This is a genomic window from Haloarcula limicola (assembly GCF_010119205.1).
GTDB lineage: Archaea > Halobacteriota > Halobacteria > Halobacteriales > Haloarculaceae > Haloarcula > Haloarcula limicola.
The window spans coordinates 1,395,321-1,410,775 of sequence record NZ_WRXM01000001.1; the positions used below are offsets into that span (position 1 = coordinate 1,395,321).

Genomic DNA, 15,455 nt, shown 5'->3' on the forward strand with positions numbered 1-15,455 from the left:
TCTCTCGATATAGTCCAGGATATGCGTACCTAGGGAGAAAGCGTCGGATACCACACCTCCGGAAGCGGCGCGTTCGCTCGCACAGCCCTCGTATCCGTGGCTGTGCGAGGAAAGTATCGGGTACGACCCTGACGGTTCACCACCACTCGGTCATCGCAGCCCGGTCCGCACGTCCTTCGCGACCGTCGCCCACTGCCAGGCCGCCACACGCTCGACCGCAGTTCGAACTGTTTAAGGGCGCGAATACGGAACAGTCGATAACTCGCTGGACGACGGGCGCCAGCGGGCACCTGCGTGTGCAGGTCGGGATGTGAGCCGCCGACGCGACGTCTGTCGCGGGCGACTTGAACCACGCAACGCCCGTGGTGAAACACAATGGCACGAAGTGCATACTCGTACATCCGAGACGCGTGGCAGAGCCCCAAGGAAGGCAAACTCGCCGAGCTGCAGTGGCAGCGACAGCAGGAGTGGCGCGAACAGGGCGCGGTCGAGCGCATCGAGCGCCCGACCCGCCTCGATAAGGCCCGCTCGCAGGGTTACAAGGCCAAGCAGGGCGTCGTCGTCGCTCGCGTCTCCGTCCGCAAGGGGAGCGCGCGCAAGCAGCGTCACAAAGCCGGACGCCGGACGAAGCGTCAGGGCGTCACGCGCATCACCCGCCGGAAGGACATCCAGCGCGTCGCCGAGGAACGCGCCGCCCGCGTCTACCCGAACCTGCGCGTGCTCAACAGCTACTCCGTGGGGCAGGACGGCAGCCAGAAGTGGCACGAAATCATCCTCGTCGACCCCGAGCACCCGGCCATCCAGAACGACGACGACCTCTCGTGGATCTGTGAAGACCACCAGGCCGACCGCGTCTTCCGCGGGCTGACCGGTGCCGGCCGTCGCAACCGCGGTCTCGACACGAAGGGCAAGGGCGCGGAGAAGACCCGACCGTCCATCCGCTCGAACCGCGGCAAGGGCAAGTAAGCGACCGTTCGCTGCGGTTTTCGGTTTCTCCGCTTTCTCCCGGTTTTCCGTTTCCTACGTCGCTCTCGCTATCGGCAGTTCCGCGTGTCTTCGGCGTCGGAAAGACCGGCGACCGCTACCCGCGCCACGTCGGCTGGCCGTGGCTGGCGATCTCCGGCTGCATCGCCCCCGAGCCGCGTTCGGAGACGGCGCTGACGGCGTAGAACGTCGCCTCGGGGTCGCCGTTGCGCCGCCAGTGCCACCAAGTCCGCGCTAAGAGCCAGAGGCGACGGCGGCGGGTCAGGTCAGGCGTCGCCGTGAGCACGTCGTACTCCCGTTCCCGGATGAGCCGGTGGTGTTCCGCGTACAGCACCGCCGCCAGTAGGACGCCGAACTGGCAGTCCTCGGGCAGGTAGCGGATGCCCGTGACGCCCTCGCGGTACAGCTCTTCCGTGCGAGTCAGCTCCTCTTCCATCACCGCGCGGAACGCGTCGTCGACCTCGGCGTCCGCGAGTTGCGCCTCGGTGACGCCGTGACGGGAGAGCGTCTCCTGGGGGAGGTACACCCGGCCGTAGTCGTGGATGTCCTCGCGCACGTCACGGAGGAAGTTCGAGAGCTGAAACGCCTCCGCCAGCGCCGCGGCGTGAGGCAGCGCCTCCTCCTTGCCGGGCGGATCCATCACCATCGTCATCATGTTGCCGACGGCGACGGCCGACCCGCGCATGTACCCCCGGAGGTCCTCGAACGTCTCGTAGCGGGCCCGGTCGATGTCCATCTCCATCGCGTCGACGAAGACGTTCACCTCCTCGTCGGGGATGTCGTGTTCGGCGCGGAGGTCCTGAAACGCCGAGAGGACGACGCCGTCGTCGGTGTCGTCCGGTTCGCGGTTCCCGAGCGCTGTCTCCCGAATCGCTTCGAGTCGCTCGTGCTGGACGGCGGGAGGCGGGCCGTCCGGTTGGTCGACCACCTCGTCCGCGATACGGAAGAAGGCGTACATCACGTAGGTCGGATGGCGGATGCGCTCCGGGAGCAGGCGGGTAGCGAGATGGAACGTGCGACCGGTCTGCTGTTGGATCGATTTGCTGGTACGGATATTGTCAGATGACATTGAGTTCTGGCGACGGGGTGGTGGGTGAGTGGTGTTCGGATCGCGACGGTCGCGGCAGGGGGCGGAGTCGGTTTTCGTCCGCCGTCAGTAGTTCGGACCGCGGTTCATGTCACGGGTACGACATCATAGACCCGAGTGACACTTCGTCTACATACACGTACGGAGAGTACGGCTTTAAACTGTGTGCCCAACTGCTTTGGACGAATCGCGGCGTCCGCCGGGTCGTCGACGACGAGGGCACCTCACCAGGTCTCGAAGACCGCTTCGAGCAGCTTCCGCTCGCCGGCCCGGAGGTGCTGATGGAACGTCGAGGGGCAGATGTCCATCGATTCGGCCAGTTCCTCGCCAGAGACGTCGCGGGGCCACTCGAAGAAGCCGCCGAGATACCCCTTGCGAAGCGCCGTCAGCTGACGGTTGGTCAAGTCGTCTTCGAGCGTGGCGAGGAACGCCTGCCGCGACATCGGCGGTTCGTCGCGGTCGCGGACCGACAGCAGGTCCGTCCCGGGGTGGGCGTCCCGGACGTGTTCGACGACGGCGCGGGTCTCGGTGGCGGCCGGAAGCACCGCGGTGACGACGGCGTGGTCGGGCGTGACGACGATATCCCGGGTCTCCGCCCCTCGGTCGGCCAGTAGCGAGACGACGGGCGGGTCCGCGACGGTGAACTCGAACAGCGACGTCGACTCCGTCGTCGAGACGTGCGTGACGGCGCTGACCTGCGGGTGGTCGGCGGCCGTCGCACACACCGCCGAGGGGTCGTCGGTCTCGACGAGGAAGAACATCGCCGACTCCTCCTCGCCCGCGACGCTGCCGCCGTACTCCATCCGACAACCCAGTTCGCGCGCCAGCGAGAGGAAGAAGACGTCGTCGTCGCGTATCTGGAGTTCCAGTTCGGTGAAGTTGTCCGCCGTGAGCAGGCGACTGGTCTCCGTCGCGTCGATCGCCGTCGAGACCGCCTGCCCGACGGCACCGAGGACCGCGCGCTCGCGCGGGTCGAACACGTCGTCTCTGTCGGCGTACACCGTGAGTACGCCGTACAGGGATTCACCCGCGACGAGCGGGACGGCCGCCAGCGACGCGACGTCCTCGCCCGCGAGTTCGCGGTGGACGGCGCGTATCTCGCCGGTCTCGACCTGAATCGTTTCGGTTCGGGCGGCGACCGCGACGGGGTCGTCGTCGGTCACCGGGATGCCCACGTCCGTCCCGTCGCCGTCGGGTCCGGCAGCCGACACCGCCGCCGGACGGAGGGTCTCGTCGCGGACGTCGAACTCGGCGATCCACGCGAAGCGGTACGAATCCACGGACGCCAGCCGGTCGACGACCGTCTGTTGGATCTCCGAGCGCGACCCCGCGGTCATCACGTCGCCGACGACCGCCGTGACGAGTCCGTCGAGTCGGTCGAGGAGGTGTTCGAGTTTCGAGCGCTCCGCTCGCAGCTGCTCGCTGCGGCGCTCGGCGTCCAGTTCGGCGAGTTTCCGCTGTGTGATGTCGACGTGCGCGACGACGACGCTGCCCGCTTCCTCGGGCGGCAACGGCGCGACGCGCATCAGAAACCACTGTTTCTCTTCGGGAGTGTGACACGGGTACTCCAAGGTGAAGAGGTCCTGGTCGCCGTCCATGACCGCCTTCAGCCCCGCGACGGCCTCGGCGGCGTACTCGTCGGCTTCGACGTCCGTCGTCTCGAAGTAGTTCACGCCCTGCATGTCGCCGTCGTCCACGCCGGCGAACTCCCGCCAGGCGCGGTTCGTCACGAGGATCGTGCCGTCGTCGTCGAGGACGGCGACGTTGATGGGCAGCGTATCGAGCGTCGCACGCGCGAGTGTCTCTGGTGGCTTCATCGCGGTAGATCCGGCACGGTGGGCCGATAGCAGGTGTAATGGCGGCATCCGAATAAACGTGTGGACGGGCGACCCCATCAGATGGGTATCGGGAACGTCCCCCGAGTGGCCGCCCGGCGAAAACATCTATATCGTGGGGGTCGCTATCTCGGTGTATGTTCGGCTCCCGGACGGACCGGGAGATGGTGACCTGCATCGCCTGCGGGGAACGCCTCTCGCGGTCGGACGCCCGCGAATACGACAAGCACGGCGACCGGTGGGACCGCCGGGACAAGACCTTCGAGTACGTCTGTAAGGCCTGTTTCGGCGAGATGTCACGTCACCCGAGAGGCGACCTCGAAGCGACGCTCGACGCCGCCGGCGCGGGCGAGACCGACCGCGAGACGTTTCTGGAGCAGTTCCGAGAGCTGTCTCGGAGCGAGTCGGAGTGAGAGTCGCGAGCAGTCGAGATATCCCCACCCCGACAGTCCTAACTACACCCTGGGCGTAGCCGGGGACATGACCACCGAAGACGCCCAGTCGGCCGCAGGGACGCCGGAGGGGCAGGGCCCCGTCGAGATCGACGAAGAGGTCGCCCGCCACATGGAGAACAAGCGCGAGGAACTGTTCGAGAAGTTCGGCATCCGCGACGAGTTCCCGCCCGAGGTCCTCGAAGAGGCCGAGGAGCGCACCCAGGACGTGCAGGCCGAGATTCAGGACGAGGGCGAGGAGCGCCGGGACCTCCGGGACCTGACGACGTGGACGACCGACCCGATCGACGCCCAGGACTTCGACGACGCCATCTCCGTCGAGGAGCGCGACGACGAGTACGTCCTCTGGGTCCACATCGCCGACGTGACCCACTACGTCAACCCCGATACGGCGATGTGGGACGAGGCCGTCGAGCGCGGGAACACCGTCTATCTGCCGGGGTACACCATCCACATGCTCCCGCCGGTGCTCGCAGAGACCGTCTGCTCGCTGGTCCCCAACGAGGACCGACTGGCCCACACCGTCGAGATGCACCTCGACAAGGACGACCTGGGCTACGACGAGATCGAGATCTACAAGTCCGTCATCGAGAGCGACGCCCGCCTGACCTACACCGAGGCCGAGAACTTACTCGACGACCCCGACAGCGCCGGCGACCACTTAGAAGACGATAGCGTCGACCTCGCCGAGAAGACCCGCGAGGTCTGGGAACTGGCCGACCGGATGCACGAGCAGCGAAAGGAGGAGGGGTCGCTCGTCCTCAACCCCGCGCGGGACCGCGCCCACACCATCATCGAGGAGTGCATGCTGAAGGCCAACAAGGCCGTCACGCACGAACTCATGTGGGGCCGCGGCGTCGAGGCGATGTACCGCGTCCACCCCCAGCCCAGCCCCGACGAGTGGGACGAGGCGCTGGTCGAGATCCAGGAACTCGACGGCGTCTCCATCCCCGGCTCGGCGTGGGACGACCCGCGCAAGGCCGTCAACGCGACGCTCGAAGACGCCCCCCAGCGCCAACTCGATAAGATCCAGTGGGCCGTGATGAAGGTGATGCCCCGTGCGAAGTACATGAACGACCCCTTCGGCGGCCACCACGCGCTGAACTTCGAGATCTACGGCCACTTCACCTCGCCCATCCGTCGGCTCTCGGACCTCATCAACCACTGGATCGTCTACACCAACGACGTGCCCGAGGACCTCGTGGCGCTCTGTGACCGAGCCAGCGACCGCCAGAAGGACGCAGAACAGTGCGAACGCGAGTACAAGCAGTTCTTAGAGGAGATCGGGCTCGACCCGTCGGCAGTGAACAACCGCGGCATCGAGATCGTCGACGAGGACGAGGAAGAAGCAGCGGAGGAGTAGCGAATCAGGACGGGGCCTCGCCCTCGGGGAGGTACTGCTGACTCCACTGCCACAGTTCCTCGATGAGCGGCCCGAGGTCGGTTCCGGCGTCGGTCAGCGCGTACTCGACGCGGACGGGTTTCGCGTCGATGACGTCGCGGCTGACCACGCCGGCGGCCTCCAGGTCGTCGAGCGACTCCGAGAGCACCTTATCAGAGATGCCCTCGACGGACGCTTTGAGGTCGTTGAAGCCGATGGGACCCTCTCGCTGGAGGGTGTGGATCAGGATCGGGTGCCACTTCTTGCCCAAGATGGCGGTCGCCCGGCGGAGTTGCTGGCGCTCGCCGGCGCGTCTTCCCACCCCCTCCCCATCGGAGTCCATGCTTTCGCGTTCAGGTGGGCCGAACATATAGGTACTGGCGGCGAGCGAGCGAGTGGACAAGAGCTATTGCGCCGTCGGTCGGCATCGGGCGTATGTGCCCTCCACCAGCGATCGCCATCGAGAACTTGACCAAGCGCTATGGCGACGCCGTCGCCGTTACGGACCTCGACCTCACCGTCGACTCGGGCGAGGTGTTCGGCTTCCTCGGTCCGAACGGGGCCGGGAAGACCTCGACCATCCGCATCCTGACGACGCTGACCGAACCCACCTCGGGTTCCGCCCGCGTCGCCGGCCACTCGGTGACCGACCGCGCGAGCGTCGTCGAACACATCGGCGTCCTGCCCGAGGAGCCGCCGCTGTACGAGGAGCTCACGGGCCGCGAGCAACTGGAGTACATCGCCGGGCTACGCGGCTACGAGGACTGGGACCGCGTCGAATCCCTCCTCGAACGGTTCGACCTCGCCGACGACGCCGACCGCCGCGTCGGGACGTACTCGAAGGGGATGAAGCAGAAGGTCGGGCTCGTCCAGGCGCTGTTGCACGAACCCGAGGTGCTCTTCCTGGACGAACCCACCAGCGGTCTCGACCCGCGGGCGGCCCGAACGGTGCGTGACACCATCAGCGAGGTCGCCGCGGCCGACACCACCGTCTTCCTCTCGACGCACATCCTCCCGGTCGTCGAGGAACTGGCCGACACCGTCGGGGTGCTCTACGACGGCGACCTCGTGGCCGAAGGGACACCGGCCGACCTGACCGCCGACGTCGAGGCCGGGAGCACGCTCGAAGACGTGTTCCTCGACGTGACGAGCGAACGCGGGCAGCCGGCGGAGCGATGATGCGGCCGAGCGCCCGCCGCGTCCGCCTCGTCGCCCGGACCGAACTGCGAAGGACGTGGCGCAACCTCCGCGACAGCACCCGCGGCGTCGTCATGTTGCTCGGTGGCGGACTCATGATTCCGCTGTACAGCCTGGGGATGGGCGCGCTCGCGTACTTCGGCGGGAGCGCGCTCGCGGAGACCGATATCCGACAACTACGCTCGGCCGCGCTGAGCGTGCTGGCGATGCTGCTGGCGCTCGTCGTCTTCGTGGAACTCCAGCGCTCGGCGAAGCAGGTCGGCGAGCCCGACGGGCTCGACGGCCTACTGACCACGATTCCCTACGTCGACGTGCTCGCCGGTGTCCTCACCGCCGAGTTCGTCCGGATACTGGGCGCGCTCGGGCTGCCGCTGCTCGCGTTCGCCGTCGGGCTGACGGTCGGGGCCGGCCACCCGCTCGTCTTCCCGGCGGTCCTGCTGACGACGTTGCTCGTCACCGCGCTGGGCGCGCTCCTCGGTTACGCCGGCGGGCTGACGGTGAAACTCGCCGCCGCTCGCTCGGCGTTCGTCGCCCGGCACCGCGCCAGCGTCGGCTCTCTCGCGTCGATGGGTCTCGTCGTCGGCTGGATCGGTCTCTCGACGGTGTCGTCAGTCCAGCGGTCGGTGCTCCGCGCGGTCACTCGCTCGCCGCTCGCCTGGCTCGGCGACATCGTCCTCGTCGCGTTGCCGGACGTCCCGGCCTCCCCGCTCGCGGCGGCCGGCGGTTGGGCGCTCCTCCTCGGTAGCGTCGTCGCCGCCGCCGTCGGAACCCGGTGGCTCGCCCGAGCGGTGTGGTACGTCGACCCCGTCCAACCCGACCACGAGTTCGACGCGGACGAGCGGACGCTCTCGGATCGGCTCCTCACCGGCCGCGTCTCGACGGCGACCCGCGTGGTCGCCCAGAAGTCCTGGCTCCGGGCGAAGCGCTCGCCCTTCACCGTCCAGTTCGCCGTCGCGCCGCTCTTCCTGCTCGTCTATCAGGGCCAGTTCCTGCTGACCGGCGGCCCGGTCCCGGCGACGCTCCCGCTGACGGCGGGTCTGGCCAGCGCATCGGCGTTCGGCGCGGCGTTCACGCTCAACCCGCTCGGCGGCGAGGAACGCGTCCTCCCGCTGACGCTGACCGCGAACGTCTCCGGCCGGGAGTTCCTCGCGGGGCTCGTCATCGCGGGCGTCCTCCCCGGTCTCCCCGTGACAATGACGCTCGTCGGCGGCCTCGGCGTCGTCGCCGGGCTCGGCCCGGCCGCGCTCGGGACCGCTCTCGCGACGGCGTTCGTCGCGACGCTCGCCGCCCCGGCAGTCGCCGCCGGGACCGGCGTCGTCTTCCCGAAGTTCGAGACCTCGTCGGTTCACGGCCGCGAGGTGACCGTCCCCAGCAGTTGGGCGTTCCTGTCGTACTTCGCCCTCCTCGCCGTCGCCGTCCTCCCGGCGAGCGCGGCGTTCCTGTTCGCCGTCGATCCGCCGTTCTCGGTCCCCTTCCCCGTCGGAACGCCGGTCTCGCTCGGCATTGGTCTTGGCGTCACCGTCGTCCTCTTAGGTGCCATCGGCGGCCTCGGCTACCGCTACGCCGCGAACCGCGTCGCCACCTACCGGCTTCCCTGACCCGATTCAACAGATCGGCCTCGGATCCAGCCCCATCCCGTTCAGCGTCTCGGCGTACTCCTCGTACGCGACGCCGATAGCCTCGATAGCCGCGTCACGGGCCGTCTCGCGGCCCTCGTCGTCGAGTTCCGCGAGCGCGTCTCGCGCCGCGCCGAGGTCGCCCGCGGCGGCCCGGATCTCCCGGAAGGTGTCGGCGCTTTCCTCGTCGGCCTCGTTGACGAAGAAGCTCACCACCTGCAGGTAGAACCGATCGGCGACCAGCGGGACCGCCACGAGCCCCGCGCCGACTCGCTCGGCCGTCCCGTCGACGGTTTCGAGGTGTCCCGAGAGCGCGTCCGTCTCCGCGTCGGCTGCCGTCGCGTCGTCCCCCGCGATACGGTCGACCCGCTCGGTCGCCGCCGACGCCGCGTCGGCGAAGCGGTTCGCAGTCGCGCCCCCGCTCTCGTCGGCCCACGCGGCCAGCGCGCTCGCTCGCCCGCGTTCGCGCGTGATCGCCGCTTCGCGGACCGCATCGCTCGTCAGGTCCGCGCCCGTCACCGCGACGAGCAGTTTGTCCGACCCCAGCCGCTCCAGTTCGCTCGCGCTCGCCTCGCGCACCGCATCGAGTGTATCGGCCGCGTCCATGCCGACGGGAGGGGCGCTCGATTCATAGAACCCCCGCCCGATTTATCGCCCGGCGACTCTTAGTTCGCGCATGGCCGAGGAGTATCCCGACCCGCCGGCCGACCACCCGTCGCTGTCGGCGGCTGACCTGAAACGCCGCCTCGACGCCGGCGACCCCGTCCGCCTGCTGGATGTCCGCGACCGCGACGAGTTCGAGCAGTGGCGCGTCGACGGCCCGTCGGTGACCGCGACGCAACTGCCGTTCGCCAAGTTCTTGCAGGCGAAGGTGACCGACGGCGTGGCCGACCTCGCCGACGATATCGCCGGCGACGGCCCCATCACGGTCGTCTGTGCCCGCGGCGAGTCGAGCGCGTTCGTCGCCGGACTGCTGACCGACTACGGCTTCGACGCCCACAACCTCGCCGACGGAATGGAGGGCTGGGCGCGCCTCTACGAGAGTCACGAGATTCCCTGCGACGACGCCACCGTCTTCCAGTACCAGCGCCCCTCGTCGGGCTGTCTGTCGTATCTGGTAGTCAGCGACGGCGACGCCGCCGTCGTCGATCCGCTCCGGACCTTCGCCGACCGCTACGTCACCGACGCCGCCGACCGCGACGCCGCGCTCCGCTACGCCGTCGACACGCACGTCCACGCCGACCACGTCAGCGGCCTCCGCGAACTCGCCACGGATCACGATGTCGAACCGATGTTGCCGGCCCGTGCAGCCGACCGCGGCGTCGCCTTCGCTGTGACCGAGCTCAACGACGACGCCGAGATCGCCGTCGGGTCGGCGGCGCTCGCCGCGGTCCCGCTGCCGGGCCACACGACCGGCATGACCGGGTTCGCCGTCGGCGACGTCCTCCTCACCGGCGACAGCGTCTTCGTCGAGAGCGTCGCCCGCCCCGACCTGGAGTCCGACGCCGACGGCACCCGCGACCTCGCGCGCTCGCTGTACGAGACGCTGACCCGGCGACTCGCCGACTTCCACGACGATACAGTCGTCGCACCCGGACACTACTCCGAGAGCGCCGAGCGAGCCGGCGACGGGACCTACACCGCCCGCTTGGGCGATATCCGCGAGCGTCTCCCCGCCTTCGAGATGGACCGCGAGACGTTCGTCGAGCGCGTCTGCGCCGACATTCCGCCGCGACCGGCCAACTTCGAACGTATCGTCGCCGTCAACCTCGGGACCGACACCGCCGACGCGGAGGCCGCCTTCGAACTCGAGCTCGGCCCGAACAACTGCGCGGCCGCGCCGATGGACTAAAACGGGAGTCGCCGGCGGAGCCGTTCGTACAGCGACGTCTCCTCGTCGGTCTCGGCCGGCCCGACGACGTCCTCGTCGGGCAGGATGACCGTCCGCTCGCCATTGTCCTCGACCTCGATGAGACCGTCCTCTTTGAGCGCCGGGAGCGCTCCCTCGATCTGGTCGATGGTCACCTCCGCCCGCGACCGGATCTCGAACACCGTCATCCCCTCCTCGTGGCGGTCCGCGAGCGCGTCGAGGACCGCGACCTCCGTCTCGTCCCGGTCGCGGTACTCCGGCTTCGCTCTCATATCCCCCTCTATACCCGGATGGCTCTTGTCTCTGTCCCTCAATCCGCTCCAACGAGGGCACGATCCCAAGACCGAACGAGCGCATCGCCAGTCGAAGCGAGGCGCATCCGGTGAGCTACGATGACTCCGCTTCCGTTGCAGTAGGAGTGTAGTGTGGCGATCCCGGTCCGTACTCCAGCGTCTGGATGAACTCCGCCCAGTAACGAATATCGTTCCACTCATCGCTGAGGTACTTGTTTGCCATCGACTCGTTGACATACGTCGTCCGATACAGTTCGCCGTCGCGTTCGAGGACGGCACGGTGGTTCACCCGCTCGGGGACGTAGCTCTCGTCGACGGATTCGAACGTATCTGTTCGGTAATTTTCAGCGAGGAACGCATAGATCCGTATCAGCGAGAAGTCTTGCGTTTCTAGGTTCTCCAAGTCAAGAAGATACGTTATCGTGATACTCTCGTTCGACGGATTGACGGAACTGTCGATAACAGAGACATTTCGGTCTCCCAGAGCACCACTATAGCTCCAAATGAACGCTTCGTACTTTTGATACTGAATCGGTTTCTCCGTCGATAGATTGATAGACGAACTGGGAGTTGCGGTGACGGTCGGCTTTTCTTCAGGAGTCTCAGTAGGTGTCTGTGTCGAGTCCGATTCGACTGACGCCGTCGCTACTGGTTTCTCGCTTTTCTCAGGAATCGGTTGAACTGCGGTTTGGTCCGTAGGGGTGTCTGGGTCCGAACCGATATCGACGCCGCTGCAGCCGGCGATCACCAAAAGAAGAGCTATGAGGGCTAGCGTCCAGACACTCCGGATTGTGTTCTTAGAGCTACTCATCACCGAAACCACTCTTGCACTATCCTTTCATTCATTTTTTGTCGTTATATTAATATTCTACTAGAAAGTTATCCAATCCGATATCTCGTTTAACAGGCCCCCGTTAGATTCGTCTGGAGAATCACGCTTCCCGGTATGCAGTGAACTATCACTCTCTTCTTCCGCGTGGCAGGTATAGCACGCTCCTGCGCCGTTCAATGGGGGGGCGTACCCGCTACTCTTGTCAGTATCTGTCTCTACGATATTGTTACTGGGTGGCCCCTCCGCCGAGAGATAGTCGTCGTGACTTCCTGTCCCAGCAGAGGAAGCCCCGTCAGTCATGTCACTAACAGTCTCGCTTCGAGAATCGGTGGCGCTGTAATCGTGCTCTCCGGTTCTGTCGTAATTTGCTGGCTCAGAGTCGTGGTTTGTGTCCGTAGAGTCTACTGGAACATTGCTTGTCTGAGTACTTCCAGCGGAGGGAGGAACATACCCCGATTGGTTGTCAGTCGAAATAGCTTCAAGACCCCAACTGATGGTACTATTTTTATCTTTCTCCTTGATGTTCTCCTCCGCCGCCTCGAGCATTGCATCGACATTGTATCCCGTCTGCGGGCCATTGCGATAGTCCTCTATCGTCTCGTTTTCGAGGAAAGAACCGACATCAGTTAATTCGCCGCCGACGTACAGCTGGATCCCGTTGTCGGCGTTCGAGTCGAGTACGGTACGATTGCCGTCGAAACTGTAAATCATGTCTGAACCGTTCATACATCCCTGGAACTTTCCGTTAGCGTAGTACGGAGCGACGCCCTGCGCGCAGGGGTTATCGCCGCCACCTGCCCCCGGCGCTCTGACGAGTAGTGTCTGAGTGGCCGCACCGCTATATCCCAGTTCGTCGTAGACGACGGCGCGGACCGGGACCCGGCCGGCCGTCCCGAACGTGTTCGTGAGGGTACTCGTGGCGTTCTCGCCCGAGACCGACTCCTCTCGGAGAACGGTACCGTCGAGTAGCCACGCGAATCGGGTGACGTTCGTCTCCGTCGCGTTGGCGGTCGCCACGAGCGTCGTTTCGCTCCCGCGAGTCGTCGTCGCGGGACCAGAGAGTTCGACTGTCGGACCTCGTGCGGGCGTGACCGAGACGTACAGCGTATCCTCGCGGGCCGCGCCGTCGTCGTCGATGGCACGGACCGTGACGGCGTACCGGCCGGTCCCGTCGGGGCGAAACTCGGTCTGGCGGCAGGTCGGACACGCCGGCGCGGTGGTGTTGCCAGACGGCGTCTCGATCGTCCACTCGACGTGGGCGATCGCCCCGTCAGGGTCACGCGAGCCGTTCGCATTGAGGAAGACGGTCGTATTGGTAACGACCGTCTGGTCGAGACCGGCATCGGCCAGCGGCGGCCGATTCTCGGCAGCGACAGCCGTGCCGGTCGCAGTTGCGACTGCGAGCACCGCGAGCGCGGCGACGACCCCACTTGCCGAGCGCATCGGTTCACGCTGGGTCGCTTTCGCTTATAATATTTCGTTTTCCTCTTCCAAAAACCAATTCAGTCGGAAATATTTCCAACGGAGAACGTTCTCGTGAACACCAGCCGACGGCCGCTTCGCGCAACCGACAGACAGGGTTTAAGTAGGTCACGGCGGCAATCACTGACAATGGGTCTCAAATGTTCCGTCCTCGGGCACACGTACGGTGAGACCACCGTCGAGCGCGAGCGCGAAGAGCAGGGTAGCGAAGTCGTCATCACCATCCAGGAACGGGAGACCTGCGAGCGGTGTGGAAAGACGCGGATCGTCTCGGAGAACAAGGAAGTGACCTCGATCGAGACGCCCGCTGACATCGCGGGCGATATGGTCGACGACGGAGACGAGAGCGAACCGGCGGCCGACGAGGAATCGGTGGAATCGGTAGACGCTATCGACTCGTTCGCCGACAGCGAGCCGTTGGACGACCCGGAGACGGAGACCGAGGAAGCGGAGCGAGACGCCGACGAGGGATCGGCGTCCCGACCGGAGACAGCGGCGGGAACCGAAACCGAGGTCGAGGCCGAAGCGGAGGCGGTCGAACCCGACGTCGACGACGCGGAGATCTTAGACGACAGCGACGACGGCGACCGACGGGGCGACAGCGAACTGGAGAACCCGACGACGGACGTATCGGTATCCGACGCCGAGACGGGGGAGTCGGTGACCGACGACGAGGCCGACCCGGAGACGGACGACGCCGTCATCATCGACGGCGACGAGGACGACGCGGCGGGGACGACCGACCGCGAACCCGGGCAGTGGCCCGAGGAGCCGGGCGACGACAGCGAGGACGACGGGTGGCGGCCCGACACGGATCTGACCGCCGAGGAGTCCGTCGACGGGTCCGCCCCGGCCGAGTCCGCGGAAGGCGAGGCGGTCACCGTGCCGGCGGGGCAGTTCCGCTGTCCGGAGTGCGGGTTCACGACCGACGTCGAGGCGAGTTCGCTCAGGGCGGGCGACTTCTGCCCGGAGTGCCACAGAGGCACACTCGTCACCGGTAGCGAGTGAACGCAAAGGGTAAGACGGGGCCTCGCAAAACGAAGTCCATGCGCGAGTACAAGATGCGGCGGGGTGAACACCTCGAAGACCGCGTCCCGGACATGGAAGCGTTCGTCGAGGAGCACTTCGGCGAGGTCACCGACACAGAGGAACACAACGGGAGCGACCTCCTCGTGGTAGACGAACCGGACAACCCCGTCTTCGACCGGGTCGTCGCCGGCACCGTCAGCTTCGGCAGCAAGAAAGACAAACTGGCGCTCCACATCGACGAGAAGCCCGCGGAAGAGGTCATCGCGGAGGGGCACGTCGACGCCGCCGAAGACGCCGTCACCGTCAAGAACGACTTCTTGGAGGGCGCGACCGGCCGCGACGCGAAGGCGCGTCGGGACTCCCTCAAGCGGTCCGTCGAGGACGACGCCGACAAACCCGACAACGTCTGAACGCGACGCTATTTTCCGGCAGGTGAGACCGCCCCAGCGGTATGCATAAATACGTACATGTCATATGTTCACACACGCCCTATCCGGAGGCGCACGAAATATCCGGGTCGTGGAGTCACCGAGCGGTGACTCGACGTGGCACCCTGTCATAGTTTGCCGCCCCGCCGGAGGCGGACCCAATCCGGCATTCGGGCACGTCCGCTTCGTGTTACTCCGGCTCAGTCGACCAGTCCGTAGCCGCGTTTGACCAGCAGGAAATCGACCAGGAGGACGGCCACGGCCGCGACCGAGAGGACGGCCAGCGACGTGTTCGGATCGATTTCAGTGACACCGATCATCCCGTAGCGGACGCCGTTGACCATGTAGACCATCGGATTCAGTAGGGACACTTGGCGCCACAGCGGCGGGAGCACGTCGAGCGAGTAGAACACCGCCCCGAAGAACACCAGCGGGCGGAGGATGAACTGGTTCATCACCGTCAGATAGTCGAAGTCCGTGGCCCAGAGTCCGCCGATGACGCCCAGCCCGGCGAACAGGACGGTGATCACCAGCAGGAACGCGACCGTGTAGAGCGGGTTCGCCAGCGGGACCGAGGTGAACACGACCCCGACACCGATGATGAGCAGCGACGTTATCACTCCCCGGAGAGCGCTCGCCGCGACGTAAGAGACGACCAGCTCGCCGTGGGACATGGGCGAGGTGATCACCTCGTGTATGTACTCGTTCCACCTCCCGTGGAAGATGGAGAACGAGGCGTTCTCGAACGAGTCCGAGATGGAGCCCAGTACGACCAGCCCCGGTAGCACGAACTGGATGTAGCTTACACCGGCGATCGCGCCGATCCGGTTTCCGAGGATCACCCCGAAGACAGCGAAGTACAGCGAGTTCGTCACGATCGGGGGCAGGAACGTGTTGTACGGTCGCCTGACGTACCTCAGCACCTCGCGCTGAATCAGCGTGCTGAGCTGCGTGTAGTTCGTACTCATG

16 protein-coding genes are annotated in these 15,455 nt (G+C 66.2%); 8 read left to right on the forward strand and 8 right to left on the reverse strand.

Annotated elements, in window-relative coordinates; all coding sequences use genetic code 11:
* The first annotated feature begins 375 nt into the window (after nucleotides 1-375).
* Nucleotides 376-966: a 50S ribosomal protein L15e gene (locus GO488_RS07130; protein ID WP_162317078.1), complete on the forward strand. Its 591-nt coding sequence runs from the start codon at nucleotides 376-378 to the stop codon at nucleotides 964-966.
* Between the two features lie 115 nt (nucleotides 967-1,081).
* Here the strand turns inward: GO488_RS07130 and GO488_RS07135 are convergent, their stop codons facing one another.
* Together GO488_RS07135 and GO488_RS07140 are read right to left on the reverse strand one after the other, a co-directional pair.
* A complete protein-coding gene (locus tag GO488_RS07135) occupies nucleotides 1,082-2,053 on the reverse strand; it encodes a phytoene/squalene synthase family protein (protein ID WP_162317079.1) in 972 nt (323 codons plus the stop codon).
* Between the two features lie 242 nt (nucleotides 2,054-2,295).
* Entirely contained in the window at nucleotides 2,296-3,888 is a 1,593-nt protein-coding gene (locus GO488_RS07140) for a bacterio-opsin activator domain-containing protein (protein ID WP_162317080.1), read from the reverse strand.
* A 155-nt stretch (nucleotides 3,889-4,043) separates the two neighbouring features.
* Here GO488_RS07140 and GO488_RS07145 point away from each other — a divergent pair, with 155 nt between their 5' ends.
* Both GO488_RS07145 and GO488_RS07150 read left to right on the forward strand, forming a co-directional pair.
* Nucleotides 4,044-4,319, forward strand: a complete 276-nt coding sequence (locus tag GO488_RS07145) for a DUF7562 family protein (RefSeq protein ID WP_162317081.1) — start codon at nucleotides 4,044-4,046, stop codon at nucleotides 4,317-4,319.
* A 67-nt stretch (nucleotides 4,320-4,386) separates the two neighbouring features.
* Complete coding sequence (locus tag GO488_RS07150; protein ID WP_162317082.1) at nucleotides 4,387-5,721, forward strand: RNB domain-containing ribonuclease; 1,335 nt, start codon at nucleotides 4,387-4,389, stop codon at nucleotides 5,719-5,721.
* A 4-nt stretch (nucleotides 5,722-5,725) separates the two neighbouring features.
* Here the strand turns inward: GO488_RS07150 and GO488_RS07155 are convergent, their stop codons facing one another.
* A complete protein-coding gene (locus GO488_RS07155) occupies nucleotides 5,726-6,082 on the reverse strand; it encodes a winged helix-turn-helix transcriptional regulator (RefSeq protein WP_162317083.1) in 357 nt (118 codons plus the stop codon).
* Between the two features lie 92 nt (nucleotides 6,083-6,174).
* Between GO488_RS07155 and GO488_RS07160 the strand changes: the two genes are divergently transcribed.
* Nucleotides 6,175-6,918, forward strand: a complete 744-nt coding sequence (locus GO488_RS07160; protein ID WP_162317084.1) for an ABC transporter ATP-binding protein — start codon at nucleotides 6,175-6,177, stop codon at nucleotides 6,916-6,918.
* On the forward strand, nucleotides 6,915-8,534 hold the full coding sequence (locus GO488_RS07165) for a hypothetical protein (RefSeq protein WP_162317085.1): 1,620 nt from the start codon (nucleotides 6,915-6,917) through the stop codon (nucleotides 8,532-8,534). The genes GO488_RS07160 and GO488_RS07165 overlap by 4 nt, the downstream gene beginning before the upstream one ends.
* A gap of 6 nt (nucleotides 8,535-8,540) precedes the next feature.
* Here the strand turns inward: GO488_RS07165 and GO488_RS07170 are convergent, their stop codons facing one another.
* Nucleotides 8,541-9,158, reverse strand: a complete 618-nt coding sequence (locus GO488_RS07170; RefSeq protein ID WP_162317086.1) for a transcription antitermination protein — start codon at nucleotides 9,156-9,158, stop codon at nucleotides 8,541-8,543.
* A gap of 70 nt (nucleotides 9,159-9,228) precedes the next feature.
* On the opposite strand from GO488_RS07170, the gene GO488_RS07175 reads away from it, so the two are divergent.
* On the forward strand, nucleotides 9,229-10,404 hold the full coding sequence (locus GO488_RS07175; protein WP_162317087.1) for an MBL fold metallo-hydrolase: 1,176 nt from the start codon (nucleotides 9,229-9,231) through the stop codon (nucleotides 10,402-10,404).
* Here the strand turns inward: GO488_RS07175 and GO488_RS07180 are convergent.
* The 3 genes from GO488_RS07180 to GO488_RS07190 all read right to left on the reverse strand — a co-directional run bounded on the left by GO488_RS07180 (nucleotide 10,401) and on the right by GO488_RS07190 (nucleotide 12,990).
* Nucleotides 10,401-10,694 carry a DUF6432 family protein gene (locus tag GO488_RS07180; protein ID WP_162317088.1) on the reverse strand — a complete coding sequence of 98 codons (294 nt, stop codon included), beginning with the start codon at nucleotides 10,692-10,694 and terminating at the stop codon, nucleotides 10,401-10,403. The genes GO488_RS07175 and GO488_RS07180 overlap by 4 nt on opposite strands.
* 115 nt (nucleotides 10,695-10,809) lie before the next feature.
* A complete protein-coding gene (locus GO488_RS07185) occupies nucleotides 10,810-11,526 on the reverse strand; it encodes a hypothetical protein (RefSeq protein ID WP_162317089.1) in 717 nt (238 codons plus the stop codon).
* 60 nt (nucleotides 11,527-11,586) lie between these two features.
* The gene (locus GO488_RS07190) at nucleotides 11,587-12,990 is read right to left on the reverse strand and encodes a PKD domain-containing protein (RefSeq protein ID WP_162317090.1); all 1,404 of its coding nucleotides are present in this window, start codon (nucleotides 12,988-12,990) and stop codon (nucleotides 11,587-11,589) included.
* A gap of 168 nt (nucleotides 12,991-13,158) precedes the next feature.
* Between GO488_RS07190 and GO488_RS07195 the strand changes: the two genes are divergently transcribed.
* Together GO488_RS07195 and GO488_RS07200 are read left to right on the forward strand one after the other, a co-directional pair.
* The gene (locus GO488_RS07195; protein ID WP_162317091.1) at nucleotides 13,159-14,037 is read left to right on the forward strand and encodes a DUF7093 family protein; all 879 of its coding nucleotides are present in this window, start codon (nucleotides 13,159-13,161) and stop codon (nucleotides 14,035-14,037) included.
* 38 nt (nucleotides 14,038-14,075) lie between these two features.
* Nucleotides 14,076-14,468, forward strand: coding sequence for a DUF5611 family protein (locus GO488_RS07200; RefSeq protein ID WP_162317092.1), 393 nt, complete (start codon nucleotides 14,076-14,078; stop codon nucleotides 14,466-14,468).
* Nucleotides 14,469-14,686: 218 nt separating this feature from the next.
* Here the strand turns inward: GO488_RS07200 and GO488_RS07205 are convergent, their stop codons facing one another.
* A complete protein-coding gene (locus GO488_RS07205; RefSeq protein WP_162317093.1) occupies nucleotides 14,687-15,454 on the reverse strand; it encodes an ABC transporter permease in 768 nt (255 codons plus the stop codon).
* Nucleotide 15,455: the final 1 nt, after the last annotated feature.